This window comes from Pseudomonas sp. NPDC088429, from assembly GCF_044753305.1.
Taxonomy (GTDB): Bacteria; Pseudomonadota; Gammaproteobacteria; order Pseudomonadales; family Pseudomonadaceae; genus Aquipseudomonas; species Aquipseudomonas rustica.
Window position 1 is genome coordinate 22,068 of record NZ_JBIVMX010000018.1, and the last position, 12,352, is coordinate 34,419.

The window sequence follows — 12,352 nt, forward strand, 5'->3', positions numbered from 1 at the left end:
CCCGACGTATCGGGGCATTTTTTTAGCCAGGCAAACCGGCTGGGTCAGACGTCGCTTCGAAGAACCTTACAGTTCTTTAACGGTGCGAACCTGATCCTTGTTGATGCGAGTTTCTTTGCCGTCCAGCTGCTGGAACTCGTAGAAACCCGAATCATCATCGTATTTCGGCGTGTCGACGGCCTGGATTTCGCGACCGTCATTCAGCGTGATCACTGTAGGCGACGAGCAACCGGCGAGGGTGGCCAGGCCCAGTGCGAGCATGAGAGAGGCGATGGTCCGTTGAGTCATGGGTGTGTCTCCGAATGGGAATTCTTTTGGTTACTGAGCTTGAGACGTATACAAGGCGTGAGAGTTCCTTGAATAGTGTCAGTCTGACACAGTGTTATGCGCCTTTAACAGTTCGGGGGTGTTGAGGTTGGCCAGTCGCGGGTCATTGTCCGGGCATTCCAATGCAGTGGCGCCGAGGCTGCGCATCACCCGGCCGGGGCTGCGTTCACCGCTGTTCCAGGCGGTTTCGAAGGCTGGCAGCAGGCTCACGGGAATCACGCACAACAACGGTTCCCAGTGCTCGTCGTGCCACAACATTAAAGGTTTGTCAGGATTGTGATTGGCGGTTTCGCGCATGCTTTGCAGCAGTGCTTCGTCGATTCGCGGAACATCGCACGGCAACACCAGCAAGTGCGAATGGCGCGCCGCTTTCAAGCCTGCACGAATACCGGCGAGTGGCCCGGGGAAGTCACCTTCGTCATCCACCACCAATTGATCGGCATAGGTTTCATAGCGTTCGCGATTGCGGTTGCAGGAGATGATCAAGTCGTCCGTCAGCGCTCGTACTTTGCGCTGCAGATGCGCAATCAGCGGTTCGCCGTGCCACTCGATCAAACCTTTGTCCTGACCGCCCATGCGCTGGCCGCGTCCGCCTGCCAGCAGCAGCACGGAACAAGGGGGCAATGGCGTATTTGCGGTCATTTTGGCTCTCCGTAGGGGCGGCGTAAAAAGGGGGCGCTGTGATATAACACCGGGCTGTTTCTCCTACAACTGGACGAGCCTATGAAAGCCAAGGCTGATGTACCTTTCGCACCGCTCAATATTGCCGTGCTGACTGTCAGCGATACCCGAACACTGGAAACCGATACCTCAGGTCAAGTCTTTGTCGATCGCCTGTTGGCGGCCGGCCACAACCTGGCCGAGCGGGTTCTGCTCAAAGATGATCTGTATAAAATTCGTGCGCAAGTCGCCAACTGGATCGCCGACGATGTCGTGCAGGTCGTGTTGATCACTGGCGGCACCGGCTTCACCGGCCGTGACAGTACGCCGGAAGCGGTGGCCTGCCTGCTCGACAAACAGGTCGATGGCTTTGGCGAATTGTTCCGTCAGATCTCGGTGGCCGATATCGGCACCTCAACCGTGCAATCCCGCGCACTGGCCGGTCTGGCCAATGGCACGCTGGTGTGCTGCCTGCCGGGTTCGACCAATGCGGTACGCACCGGTTGGGACGGGATTCTCGCCGAGCAACTGGATTCCCGTCACCGTCCATGCAATTTCGTCCCGCATCTGAAACAGGCGGCGCCTTGTGAATCCCGTGGGTAAGCCGGGCAAGACCGCTGCGCTGATGCCTGTCGAAGTGGCATTGGCGCGGCTGCTGGAAATGGCCGAGGCCTCGCCAATCGTCGAGCGTGAGTATTTGCCGCTCGCTGAGGTTCAGGGGCGCGTGCTGGCCGAGGACTTGGTTTCGACGCTGGATCTGCCGCCGTGGCCGAACAGTGCGATGGACGGTTACGCGCTGAATCTGGCCGACTGGACGGGCGAGCCGTTGCCGGTCAGCCAGAAAATATTCGCCGGGCAAGCGCCTGAACCTTTGCAGCGTGGAACCTGTGCTCGAATCTTCACCGGCGCACCTGTGCCGGCCGGAGCCGATTGTGTCGAGATGCAGGAAAACGCCGAAGTCATGGCAGACGGCCGCGTAGGTTTTTCCGAAGCCATGAAAGTCGGGCAGAACATTCGTCCGCAGGGCCAGGAAACCACGGTGGGTGAACTCGTCCTGTCGGCCGGCACTCGCCTGGGGCCGATCGAGCAGGGCTTGTCCGCTTCATTGGGCCGCGCCGGCCTGAATGTCGTGCGCAAGGTGCGCGTAGCCGTGCTGTCGACCGGCGATGAACTGATTGAGCCCGGTCAGGCATTGGGGCCGGGGCAGATTTACAACAGTAACCGTGTGGTGCTGTGCAGCTGGTTGCAGCGGCTGGGCTGCGAAGTGATCGATGCCGGGATTCTTCCGGACAATCTGGCGACGACCCGAGAGCGTTTGGGCGAATTGCAGGATGTCGATCTGATTCTCTCCACTGGTGGTGTTTCGGTCGGTGAGGCGGATTTTCTTGGCATCGCATTGAGGGAAGAAGGCGAGCTTGCCTTGTGGAAGCTGGCGATCAAACCCGGGAAACCGCTGACCTTCGGCCATTTTCGCAACGTACCGGTAATCGGCCTGCCGGGTAACCCTGCCTCGACGCTGGTGACCTTCGCCCTGTTAACCCGACCATATCTGTTGCGGCGCCAAGGCGTGCAAGACGTTGAACCACTCAAGTTCCGCGTGCCGGCCGGGTTCAACTGGCCAGTGGCTGGCAACCGTCGTGAGTACTTGCGCGGACGGCTGGAACAGGGCCGGGCAATCATCTATCGCAATCAAAGCTCCGGCGTTTTGCGCAGTGCGGCCTGGGCTGACGGTCTGGTCGAGGTGCTTGAGGGCCGGACGCTGGTTGAGGGCGACGAAGCTGTCTTCATTCCCCTGAGTGAGCTTCTGGGTTAACTGCCTCGGTATCCGCAGGTGCTGGCGCGTGTCGCCGGCACCTGCGGGCCCGCTCAGGCGTCAGTGAGCCATGAGCGAAATGATCTGGTCAAAACGACTGTTGGCTATCCATCCCAGCAAACCCATCACGACGGCTGTTGCGCCTGCCGCGTAGGCGAGGCGATGCTTGATGATTCTGACATCGCCCCTGACTTCATCCATGTCCCTGCGGATGTATTTGAGGTGGGTTTCCAGCTCGGTGACGCGAGGTTCCATGTTCGTTTCTCCAGTGGGTTTGGCGCCGCTGTGGAAGTCAGTGGTGTGGCTGGTGCGACTTTGCGCGAGTGGAGCAACCGGGCTCACTGGCAGTCTGGCTTCATGACTATGCATTGATGTTGACGCCTGCTGGAAATGGACGCGGGTCGCTAACGGTGTCAATGAAAGTATCGAAAGCCCTAGAGGTGTATCCACTCATTACATGCACATCCTTGTGTGTTTTCAGATTGAAGATTGATACCGCCGACGCACGATCTACCAATGGCTGGAGTTGGTCAATGCAGCCAATTCATCACATCTTGTAAGAAAAATCCCAGCCCTGTAGGACGCGTGCGCCGAGACGCCTGAATTAATTACGGTTCTTGCGGCTTTTTTCCGTGCGCCAGTGGTCAAGATGTCTCATACCGAATCCATTCACGGAGTGATTGCAATGAGTGAACGCAGGGCGCTGTTGATTCTGCATGGCAAGCAGGCACTCAACGAGGCGGTTCGTGCCGCCGTCGAAAGTAAACGCGAACAAGGCTGGGAGCTGGCCGTGCGCCTGACCTGGGAGGGCGGCGATGCCGAGCGTCTGGTCGAAGAGGCGCTGGCGGCTGGCTATAAACAGATTATCGCTGGTGGTGGCGATGGCACCTTGCGTGATATCGCCCAGGCGCTGGCGGCGCATCCGGGCGAAGCCAGCCTGGTGCTGTTGCCGCTGGGTACTGCGAACGATTTTTCCCGTGCGGCGGGCGTTCCGCTGGAGCCGGCAGAGGCTCTTGAGTTGCTCGATGTGCCTGCGCGCGACATCGATCTGGGCCAGGTTGGCGGGCAGATTTTCCTCAATATGGCCACGGGCGGTTTTGGTAGCCAGGTCACGGCCAATACTTCTGAAGACTTGAAGAAAGTACTCGGTGGCGCGGCTTATCTGTTCACCGGTCTGTCGCGCTTCAGTGAGCTGCATGCTGCCTATGGCGAGTTGCAGGGGCCGGATTTCCACTGGCGTGGCGAGCTGCTGGCGCTGGGCATCGGCAATGGTCGTCAGGCGGGCGGTGGGCACGTGCTGTGTCCGCAGGCACTGGCCGATGATGGGCTGTTGGATATCAGCATTCTGCCGGCGCCACAGGAGTTGGTGGGTACCTTGAAGAATCTGCTCACTGATGGCTTCGGCCTCGACAACATGTTCGTGCGGACACGTTTGCCGTGGGTCGAAATCAAGGTGTCTGAAGGGCTTTACATCAATCTGGATGGTGAGCCACTGGAAGGCGATAGCCTGCGCTTCGAAGCGCGCCCTGCGGCATTGCAGGTGCATTTGCCTGAGGACTCTCCGCTGTTGAGCGCTACAACGCCGATCAGTCGTCCAGACTGATGATCTGTTCGCGCACGGCGAACAGCACCAGGCCCGCCACATCGTAGATCTGCAGACGCTTCATGATCTGCGCGCGGTGGGTCTCGACGGTTTTGATGCTCAGGCCCAGGCCGTTGGCGATTTCCCGGGTCGACTTGCCGCGCACGATCAGTCGGAGGATTTCCAGTTGGCGTGCCGTCAGGTTGTGCGAATCGGTGGTGTCCGGCTGGCCTTTCTGATTGCGGACCAGGGCCTGATTGATCACCGTGTGGGCGATCGCCGGACTTAGATAACGCTCGTTATTGCGCAGCGCGTCCAACGCGTGTTCAAGCTCGGTGCCGGTGGTGTCCTTGAGCAGATAACCGTAAGCGCCGGATTCCAGCGCCTGCATGATCAATGCGGGGTCGGTGTGCATCGACAGGATCAGCACTTTGCTTTGCGGGCGCACGCGTTTGAGTCGCTGCAACGCTTCGAGGCCGCCGGTTTCCTTCATGGAAATATCCAGCAAGACAATATCGGGGTTCAGCAGCTCGACCATTTCAAGCAACTGCGAGCCGTCATTGGCCTCGCCGATTACCGCGTAACCGGGAATATCCATAACCAGAGCGCGCACGCCGGCCCTGATCAGCGAGTGGTCATCCACTAGAAGTAAGTTACAAGTCAACGCATAACCTTATTCGTACTGGCCCGCTCGAGTGCGCGCGGCGCCCAGGGGAAAAGTGCTTCGATTTGAGTGCCTTTGCCCGGTTCGCTGATCACGCTCAGGGTGCCACCCAGTTGTTCGATCCGTTCGGCCATGCCGGCCATGCCACGTTGTCCTTCACGCCCCGGATTGACGGCCGGCGCGAAGCCCTGGCCATCATCGCTGATCAGCAGGGTCAGACCTTTCGGCAAGCGCTGCACGCGAATCAGCAGGTTTTTCGCCTGGGCGTGACGCAGGATGTTGGTCACTGCCTCCTGCGCAATACGAAACGCGGCGACGGCCATTTCTTCCGGAATACCGTTCAAGCGCTGCTGGCAGTCGAGGCTCCAGTGCACGTCGGTGTTGGTCAATGTCTTGAGCAGGTGCGCGCGCAGGCTCGCTTCAAGGCCAAGGCTGGTCAGTTGCCGTGGGTTGAGGATGGCCGATACGTCGCGGACTTTGTTGAGGGTTTCTTCGAGGGTGTCGCAGAGAACGGTGCATTGCTCCTGCAATTCCTCCGGCATACGGCGTTTCAGCCAGTCGCTTTGCAATTTGGCGGCGGTCAGCAATTGGCCGATGTCATCGTGCAGCTCGCGGCTGAGGCGATGGCGTTCGTTTTCCTGGACTTCCAGCAGGCGATCGGCGAGTTCCTGTGGCTGGAACTTGATCGATTTGCGTGACAGGCGATATTGCACCCAGACGCACGCCGTAGCTGCGATGTCGAGCAACAACAGACCCAGGCCCAACGGCTTGGAAAAACCGTAGGTCAGAAGGCTGCCCAGCGCAGCGGCGACACACAGGATGAGTGTGAACCGGCGGGCATTTTCCCGGGAGGGTGGCCATGTTGTGAGGGTCTTTATGCTGGCGTACATAACGGATGGAGCCAATGGATGTTCGCTGCGGGTAGACCGGCCGGTGGCTGGCGGGTCTCTGTCTGGAAATGCTGTCAATTATGTGAATGATTTCAACAGGCTGCAGTGAACGGTAGTTTACCGCCAACTTCTCTGAATGCCGATCAATGAAATCACTTTGCCATTAATTTGAAAGCAACTAATGGGCGGCATAGTACCACTTAAGATACCGTTGGTCGCGCCTACTCTATATGTCCAATGAGTCAGGAAAGACGCCATTATGGACGTATGTTCCATAATGGAAAAAAGTCGAAGTATGTTATTCGACAGATAATCAAATTGACCAAATCACGATTCTTAACACACAGGAAAACCCTGAGGCGGGCTGAAAATTATCCGTCGCATCAGGTGTATTTATTTAGTTCGATATGTCGCTGGCAGGTATGAACTATTCAATAACGACATTAAATGAGTAGTGCTCAAGCCTGACGCCAGATCAGGCCTGTCGCTCAGAGAACGACAGAGATGGCAAACGTTTGCCCGGCAAAGGCATCCGGAACTGGCTTTGCCCGACATGAAAGGCGAACGCTTCGATTAATGAGGCCTGTTCGCTGCCATCAAGGCTCAGTTGCCCAGTCTTCACATCGACCAGCTCCAGTTGCCAGGCCATCAGCGTGAAGCAATTTTTCAAGGCGCTCAGCGCTTGTTCGTGCAGGTCGACGTGATCCTGGGTCAGATTGAGCAGGCTGTAGATGTGCAGGGAAAACTCGGAAATCGCTTCCAGCGCCAGTGCCTCAGCTCTGCCGGCAAGCTTGAGCAAGGTGCCCTGCATGCACGCGATGGCATCCTTGTCATTGCTGATCAGTTGCAGATGGCTCAGGCATTCTTCCGACTTGGCCAGCAGCGTCTCAGCCTCGAGCAGAAATTCGGGGAAGCGTTGCGCCCAGTCTTTACGGTCGATTGGCATGCTTACCTCCACAGCGTCATGTCTGATGGGGGAGTGCCGTGTGTGGCGACGATCGTGAATCGTCGGCAGATCGCGCCCAGACGTGCCGCAGGTGCACAGGCTGAGGATTTCCAGGGGATGGGTTGCCACTGAGTTGCGATCGCACACAATAGCCTGACTCCGTTCATGCAATGAGAATGGCGTCACATTAATGGCTATTGGATATCGCGAATATCAGGTTGGGCCTGATTGATACTAGGGGAATCCCTTAGGCGCGGGAACCTACCGTGCAAACCGAGGTCGCGCCGCAAAGACTGTAGCAGATGAAAACAACCGAGCCAGTAAAGCATGATGTTAATGTGACATCAATGGCCGGTTGTGGCATTTTGATGGCTAATTTCGCAGCAATCAAGATTCGTCATTAACAGCCGATAAAGCCTGTTAGTGAATTCATCTGAACAAGCCCAGGAGTCATTGATGGCCGGCATTCTCGACACGGTAGACCAACGCACGCAACTGGTGGGTGAGAATCGCCTGGAAATTCTCATGTTTCGTCTGGCTGGACGCCAATTGTTTGCGATCAACGTGTTCAAGGTTCAGGAAGTCCTGCAACTGCCGAAGCTGACCCTGATGCCGCAGCGTCACCCGTTCGTGTGCGGTGTGGTCAACCTGCGCGGGCAGACGTTGCCAGTGATCGATCTGTCCCAGGCGATTGGCATGCGGCCGTTGGTGCCGGGCCCGAACAGCACCATCATCGTCACTGAATACAACCGCTCGGTGCAGGCCTTCCTTGTGGGCGGTGTGGATCGCATCGTCAACATGAACTGGGAAGCCATTCTGCCGCCGCCGACCAGCGCTGGCCGCCAGCATTACCTGACCGCGATCAGCAAGGTCGACGATCAGTTGGTGGAAATTATCGACGTCGAGAAAGTCCTCGCCGAAATCGTCCCGTACAACGCCAAGGTCTCGCGGGAAAAGCTCGAAGACCCGGTGCTCGAACGTGCCCGTGGTCGCGAAGTGCTGCTGGTCGACGATTCCAACGTGGCGCTCTCGCAACTGCGTGACACCCTCGGCCAGTTGGGCGTGAAGATGCACATCGCCAGCGATGGTTTGAAGGCGTTGAACATGCTCAAGGCCTGGGCTGATACCGGCGTGAACATGACTGACAAGTTGCTGATGATCTTCACCGACGCGGAAATGCCGGAAATGGACGGTTACCGTCTGACCACCGAAATCCGCAACGACCCGCGTCTGCGTGGGCTGTACGTGGTACTGCACACGTCGCTGTCGGGCAGCTTCAACGATTCGATGGTGAAGAAGGTTGGCTGCGACAACTTCCTCTCGAAATTCCAGCCGGACAAACTGGTCGACGTGGTGCGCCAGCGCCTGATGCTCGACGAAGTCCCTGCCTGACCCCACACCCTTTGTAGGAGTGAGCCTGCTCGCGATAGCGGTTTGTCAGCCCCAAATCATTATCTGACACACCGCTATCGCGAGCAGGCTCACTCCTACAGTTTGCTCTTTGATTCCCTGACCAAGCTCGTATAGGGTGGCGTTTTTATCCTCCAGGGAGCTGGCCATGCTGCGTCTGAGCGCGCTTTATCGTTACCCGTTGAAATCCGGCAAAGTCGATGCGCTGCAAAGCGTCGACCTCGACAAGCTGGGGCTCGATGGTGACCGACGCTGGATGCTCGTGGACGAAGCCAGCGGCCGCTTCCTGACCCAGCGTGCCGAAGCAAAAATGAGCCAGTTGTCGGCGCTGTGGAATGCCCGGGGCGGTCTGACCCTGAGCGCGCCGCAACAGTCTTCCATCGAAATCGCTTTGCCTGGCAGCGACGCCGAACTGCGCGGCGTGACTATCTGGCGTGACACTCTGCGCGTGCCGGATGCCGGTGATAAGGCGGCGCGTTGGGTCAGCGAGTTCATCGGCAAACCTACGCGTCTGGTGCAAGTGCCGCTGGATCGTGCGCGCACCACGCCGTCAGGTGTCGGCAAGGATGATGATCAGGTCGCGTTCGCCGACGGGTTTCCGCTGTTGCTGATTGGCGAGGCGTCGCTGCAAGATCTGTCGCAACGGGTCGGGCGGCCGTTAGAGATGCTGCGTTTTCGCCCGAATCTGGTGATCGAAGGCAGCGAAGCGTACGCCGAGGATGGCTGGAAACGTATTCGTATCGGTGACGTCGAGTTCCGCGTGGTCAAGCCGTGCGCGCGCTGCATCCTTACCACCATCGACCCGCAGACTGGCGAGCGCAGTGCCGATCGTGAACCGCTGGCGACCTTGCAGAAATACCGCGCCGAAGCCGATGGCGCGATGTTCGGTCAGAACCTGGTGAATGACAGCAACGGTCGTCTCGAGGTCGGAATGCCGGTGGAAATCCTCGAATAAGCCGCCCCTGAAACGAAAAATGCCCGAGTCCTTGGACCCGGGCATTTTTATTGGCGCTGTGAAAACCGACGACTTAGCCGCGGTACTCGCACAGATAAGCGGTATCAACCGCGACTTTCAGCTGGAATTTGCTGTTCGCCGGAACGTTGAACTGGCTGCCGGCGGCGAAGGTTTCCCAGTCGCTGCTGTCGGGCAGTTTCACGATCAGTGCGCCGGAGACCACGTGCATGATTTCACGCTGGCTGGTGCCGAATTCGTATTCGCCCGGGGCCATGACGCCAATGGTCGCCGGACCTTCAGCGGTGCCAAAGGCGATCGACTTGACGGTGCCGTCGAAGTACTCGTTGACTTTAAACATGGGCGATTCCTCGAAAAGGGCTAAAAAATTGAGGCGGCCAGTATGCACAAGGCTTTGGGCGCCGTCACCTGCCCGGCGCCTGTCCAGCCAGTTCTCGAATTGGCCCTAGAGTGGCAAAACCAGCGGCAACAATCGTGCGGTGTTGCGCGCATCTTCCAGCGCCCGGTGTTGCTGACCGCTGAACTGCATGCCGGCCAGTTGCAGCGCGCCGTTGAGCCCCAGCGGCCGCTCCAGGCGTCGGGCCTTGGCGAAGCGTTGTTTGAGGTTCATGTGCGGCACTCGACTCAGGCCGCTGTCGATCTGCAGGCGCTGCCATTCCTGGAGCAGTTGCTTGCGGTCGTAATCGCCCCAACTGGCCCAGCCTTCAAGACGTGATTGATGCTGCGCGAGCCAGCGTTCGAACGCCGGCCAGACCTCAGTCAGCGGTTGCGCCGTATCGATATTGGCCTGGGTGATGTGCGTCAGCTCGCGACAGAACGGCGTCAGCAACGGCCGTCGAGTCGGTTTGACGAAGCGCTGGAAGTGATCCTGTTCGCGCCCGGCACGATCGACCAGCGTCGCGCCGATCTCGATAATTTCCATCTCGGTGACCGGCCAGCCACCCTCATCGGTGGTGGCTTCCAGATCTATGACCAGCCAGTGGGGCATCGCAGGGTTCCTGATTTGTGCGTTCTGATTATTCAGAGCGTAGCCAAACCCTGCGTTTGCGCTCGGCTGACTACTCCACCTGCAACAGAACCTGACGATTTTTTACCTGATCGCCGACTTTGACCTGCACCCGCTTGAGCACGCCGTCGATGCCGGCCTTGAGCGGGTGCTCCATTTTCATTGCCTCCAGTACCAGCAGCAGCTGACCTTTGCTGACCGGGCTGCCTTCGCTGACCAATACGTCGACGATGGCGCCGTCCATGGGCGCTTTCAAGGTGCCGGAACTGACGCTGGTCTGACTGCCGATCACCGCGTGAGTTCGATCCTCCAGGCGCAGGCTGCCGGGGTGAGTGAACAGCCAGAGTTGTTCGCCATCGAGACGACAGGCGTGGCGTTGGCGCAATCCGTCGACTTCCAGCGTTATCGAGTGGGCGTCTTGATCGATGAGTTTCAATGCCAGTGTGCGTTCGGCGACTTGCACTTTGAACGCACCTTGCGGCTCAGCGAGCAGTTGCAGCGTCCAGTTTTGCTCATCAAGACCGAGGCGAAAATGCAGCGGCACACTGGCGTTATTACGCCAGCCGGACAGCGGCGCGCGGTGACTGAGGGCGCTGGTTTGATAGAACAACACTGCAGCGATGGCCAGGTCTTCGGCACTCGGCGCGTAGCTGTTCAGGCACGCGTGATCGCTGAAATGCTGCGCGATAAATGCCGTGCTGAACTCACCGCTGATGAACTGCGGATGTTGCAGCAGGCTGACCAGCAACCGCTGATTGCTTTGCACACCCAGCAACACCGAGTCCTCCACTGCGCGCAGGAGTTTGCGCCGAGCCTCCTCGCGAGTAGCGCCGTGGGCGATCAGTTTACCGAGCATCGGGTCGTAGAACGGGCTGATCAATTGCCCTTCGCGCAGACCATGATCGATGCGCGCGCCGTGTTGCAGCGCTGGCTCCCACGCCTCTACACAACCGGTTTGCGGCAAAAAATCCTGCGCAGGGTCCTCTGCGTAAAGGCGCACTTCCATCGCGTGGCCATTGAGTTGCACCTGATCCTGAGTCAGCGGTAAAGGCTGACCTTCGGCGACCCATAATTGCCAGGCGACCAGATCCAGCCCGGTGATTAGTTCTGTCACCGGATGCTCGACCTGCAAGCGAGTGTTCATTTCCAAAAAGTAGAACTGCCCGCGTGCATCGAGCAGGAATTCCACGGTGCCAGCGCCGACATAATTCACCGCACGTCCAGCCTTGAGAGCCGCTTCACCCATGGCGTGACGCAACTCGGCGGTCATCACCGGGCAGGGCGCTTCTTCGATGACTTTCTGATGGCGGCGCTGCACCGAGCAATCGCGCTCGCCGAGGTAGATCAGGTTGCCGTGTTGGTCGCCGAACAGTTGCACTTCGACGTGCCGTGGTTCGATCAACGCCTGTTCAAGAATCAATTCGTCGCTGCCAAAACCGTTCAACGCTTCCGAACGCGCGGTACGCAGTTGCGCCGGTAAATCAGAGCCATCGTGCAGCAGACGCATGCCGCGACCGCCGCCACCGGCGCTGGCCTTGATCATCAATGGATAGCCGATGCGCTCGGCTTCGCTCAGCAGGGTCACGTCGTCCTGCTCGGCGCCTTGGTAGCCGGCGATGCACGGTACACCGGCGTCGAGCATGGCGATTTTCGAGCGGCGTTTGCTGCCCATCAATTCGATGGCTGCGACGCTCGGGCCGATGAACGTCAGGCCAGCCTGTTCGCAGGCGCGGGCGAACTCGGCGTTTTCCGAGAGAAAGCCGTAACCGGGATGGATGGCGTCGGCACCGCTGCGGCGAGCGGCGTCGATGATCGCCGGGATGTTCAAGTAGGACTGCTGCACGGCGGCGGGACCGATGTGCACGGCTTGATCGGCGATTTGCACGTGTAGGGCGTCGGCGTCGGCGTCGCTGTAGACGGCGACGGTTCGGTAGCCAAGGGCTTGGGCGGTGCGCTGGATGCGGCAGGCGATTTCACCGCGGTTGGCGATCAGGATTTTGCTGAGGGTGGGCATGGTGGGTTTCCTGAGGTTTTGGCGGTGGATGTGGAGGCCTCATCGCGAGCAGGCTCACTCCTACAGG

At 58.9% G+C, this 12,352-nt stretch carries 14 protein-coding genes; 5 read left to right on the plus strand and 9 right to left on the minus strand.

Annotated features, from left to right (window positions below; all coding sequences use genetic code 11):
* Positions 1-66 precede the first annotated feature (66 nt).
* Positions 67-288: a YgdI/YgdR family lipoprotein gene (locus ACIP66_RS12115; RefSeq protein ID WP_053122269.1), complete on the minus strand. Its 222-nt coding sequence runs from the start codon at positions 286-288 to the stop codon at positions 67-69.
* A 78-nt stretch (positions 289-366) separates the two neighbouring features.
* Positions 367-969 carry a molybdenum cofactor guanylyltransferase MobA gene (gene mobA / locus ACIP66_RS12120; RefSeq protein WP_053122267.1) on the minus strand — a complete coding sequence of 201 codons (603 nt, stop codon included), beginning with the start codon at positions 967-969 and terminating at the stop codon, positions 367-369.
* Positions 970-1,050: 81 nt separating this feature from the next.
* On the opposite strand from mobA, the gene moaB reads away from it, so the two are divergent.
* The gene (moaB, locus tag ACIP66_RS12125) at positions 1,051-1,590 is read left to right on the plus strand and encodes a molybdenum cofactor biosynthesis protein B (protein ID WP_053122265.1); all 540 of its coding nucleotides are present in this window, start codon (positions 1,051-1,053) and stop codon (positions 1,588-1,590) included.
* Positions 1,574-2,800, plus strand: a complete 1,227-nt coding sequence (gene glp, locus ACIP66_RS12130; protein WP_212543694.1) for a gephyrin-like molybdotransferase Glp — start codon at positions 1,574-1,576, stop codon at positions 2,798-2,800. The genes moaB and glp overlap by 17 nt, the downstream gene beginning before the upstream one ends.
* A gap of 60 nt (positions 2,801-2,860) precedes the next feature.
* On the opposite strand, the gene ACIP66_RS12135 is transcribed toward glp, so the two are convergent.
* Entirely contained in the window at positions 2,861-3,169 is a 309-nt protein-coding gene (locus ACIP66_RS12135) for a hypothetical protein (protein ID WP_400648314.1), read from the minus strand.
* Positions 3,170-3,485: 316 nt separating this feature from the next.
* On the opposite strand from ACIP66_RS12135, the gene yegS reads away from it, so the two are divergent.
* A complete protein-coding gene (gene yegS / locus ACIP66_RS12140; protein ID WP_053122259.1) occupies positions 3,486-4,403 on the plus strand; it encodes a lipid kinase YegS in 918 nt (305 codons plus the stop codon).
* On the opposite strand, the gene ACIP66_RS12145 is transcribed toward yegS, so the two are convergent.
* The 3 genes from ACIP66_RS12145 to ACIP66_RS12155 form a co-directional block, all read right to left on the minus strand.
* Positions 4,387-5,046, minus strand: a complete 660-nt coding sequence (locus ACIP66_RS12145; protein ID WP_053122257.1) for a response regulator transcription factor — start codon at positions 5,044-5,046, stop codon at positions 4,387-4,389. The genes yegS and ACIP66_RS12145 overlap by 17 nt on opposite strands.
* Positions 5,043-5,936, minus strand: coding sequence for a sensor histidine kinase (locus ACIP66_RS12150; protein WP_053122255.1), 894 nt, complete (start codon positions 5,934-5,936; stop codon positions 5,043-5,045). Before ACIP66_RS12150 ends, ACIP66_RS12145 begins: the two co-directional genes overlap by 4 nt.
* A gap of 475 nt (positions 5,937-6,411) precedes the next feature.
* Positions 6,412-6,882 (minus strand): hypothetical protein, encoded by a 471-nt coding sequence (locus ACIP66_RS12155; RefSeq protein ID WP_400648318.1) that lies wholly within the window; start codon positions 6,880-6,882, stop codon positions 6,412-6,414.
* Between the two features lie 456 nt (positions 6,883-7,338).
* Here ACIP66_RS12155 and ACIP66_RS12160 point away from each other — a divergent pair, with 456 nt between their 5' ends.
* Positions 7,339-8,274 (plus strand): chemotaxis protein CheV, encoded by a 936-nt coding sequence (locus ACIP66_RS12160; RefSeq protein WP_007908676.1) that lies wholly within the window; start codon positions 7,339-7,341, stop codon positions 8,272-8,274.
* Between the two features lie 166 nt (positions 8,275-8,440).
* The gene (locus ACIP66_RS12165) at positions 8,441-9,247 is read left to right on the plus strand and encodes an MOSC domain-containing protein (protein WP_400648321.1); all 807 of its coding nucleotides are present in this window, start codon (positions 8,441-8,443) and stop codon (positions 9,245-9,247) included.
* A 73-nt stretch (positions 9,248-9,320) separates the two neighbouring features.
* On the opposite strand, the gene ACIP66_RS12170 is transcribed toward ACIP66_RS12165, so the two are convergent.
* The 3 genes from ACIP66_RS12170 to ACIP66_RS12180 form a co-directional block, all read right to left on the minus strand.
* Positions 9,321-9,605, minus strand: a complete 285-nt coding sequence (locus tag ACIP66_RS12170) for a pyrimidine/purine nucleoside phosphorylase (RefSeq protein ID WP_400648323.1) — start codon at positions 9,603-9,605, stop codon at positions 9,321-9,323.
* Positions 9,606-9,710: 105 nt separating this feature from the next.
* Positions 9,711-10,253, minus strand: coding sequence for an exonuclease domain-containing protein (locus ACIP66_RS12175; RefSeq protein WP_159815673.1), 543 nt, complete (start codon positions 10,251-10,253; stop codon positions 9,711-9,713).
* Between the two features lie 70 nt (positions 10,254-10,323).
* On the minus strand, positions 10,324-12,285 hold the full coding sequence (locus tag ACIP66_RS12180; protein WP_400648326.1) for an acetyl/propionyl/methylcrotonyl-CoA carboxylase subunit alpha: 1,962 nt from the start codon (positions 12,283-12,285) through the stop codon (positions 10,324-10,326).
* Positions 12,286-12,352 lie beyond the last annotated feature (67 nt).

Coding starts and splice junctions, on each gene's coding strand:
- ACIP66_RS12175 (WP_159815673.1), bottom strand. CDS start 10,253: ATGCCCCACTGGCTGGTCATAGATCTGGAAGCCACCACCGATGAGGGT.
- yegS (WP_053122259.1), top strand. CDS start 3,486: ATGAGTGAACGCAGGGCGCTGTTGATTCTGCATGGCAAGCAGGCACTC.
- moaB (WP_053122265.1), top strand. CDS start 1,051: ATGAAAGCCAAGGCTGATGTACCTTTCGCACCGCTCAATATTGCCGTG.
- ACIP66_RS12165 (WP_400648321.1), top strand. CDS start 8,441: ATGCTGCGTCTGAGCGCGCTTTATCGTTACCCGTTGAAATCCGGCAAA.
- ACIP66_RS12155 (WP_400648318.1), bottom strand. CDS start 6,882: ATGCCAATCGACCGTAAAGACTGGGCGCAACGCTTCCCCGAATTTCTG.
- ACIP66_RS12160 (WP_007908676.1), top strand. CDS start 7,339: ATGGCCGGCATTCTCGACACGGTAGACCAACGCACGCAACTGGTGGGT.
- ACIP66_RS12150 (WP_053122255.1), bottom strand. CDS start 5,936: ATGTACGCCAGCATAAAGACCCTCACAACATGGCCACCCTCCCGGGAA.
- ACIP66_RS12180 (WP_400648326.1), bottom strand. CDS start 12,285: ATGCCCACCCTCAGCAAAATCCTGATCGCCAACCGCGGTGAAATCGCC.
- ACIP66_RS12135 (WP_400648314.1), bottom strand. CDS start 3,169: ATGCATAGTCATGAAGCCAGACTGCCAGTGAGCCCGGTTGCTCCACTC.
- ACIP66_RS12170 (WP_400648323.1), bottom strand. CDS start 9,605: ATGTTTAAAGTCAACGAGTACTTCGACGGCACCGTCAAGTCGATCGCC.
- ACIP66_RS12115 (WP_053122269.1), bottom strand. CDS start 288: ATGACTCAACGGACCATCGCCTCTCTCATGCTCGCACTGGGCCTGGCC.
- mobA (WP_053122267.1), bottom strand. CDS start 969: ATGACCGCAAATACGCCATTGCCCCCTTGTTCCGTGCTGCTGCTGGCA.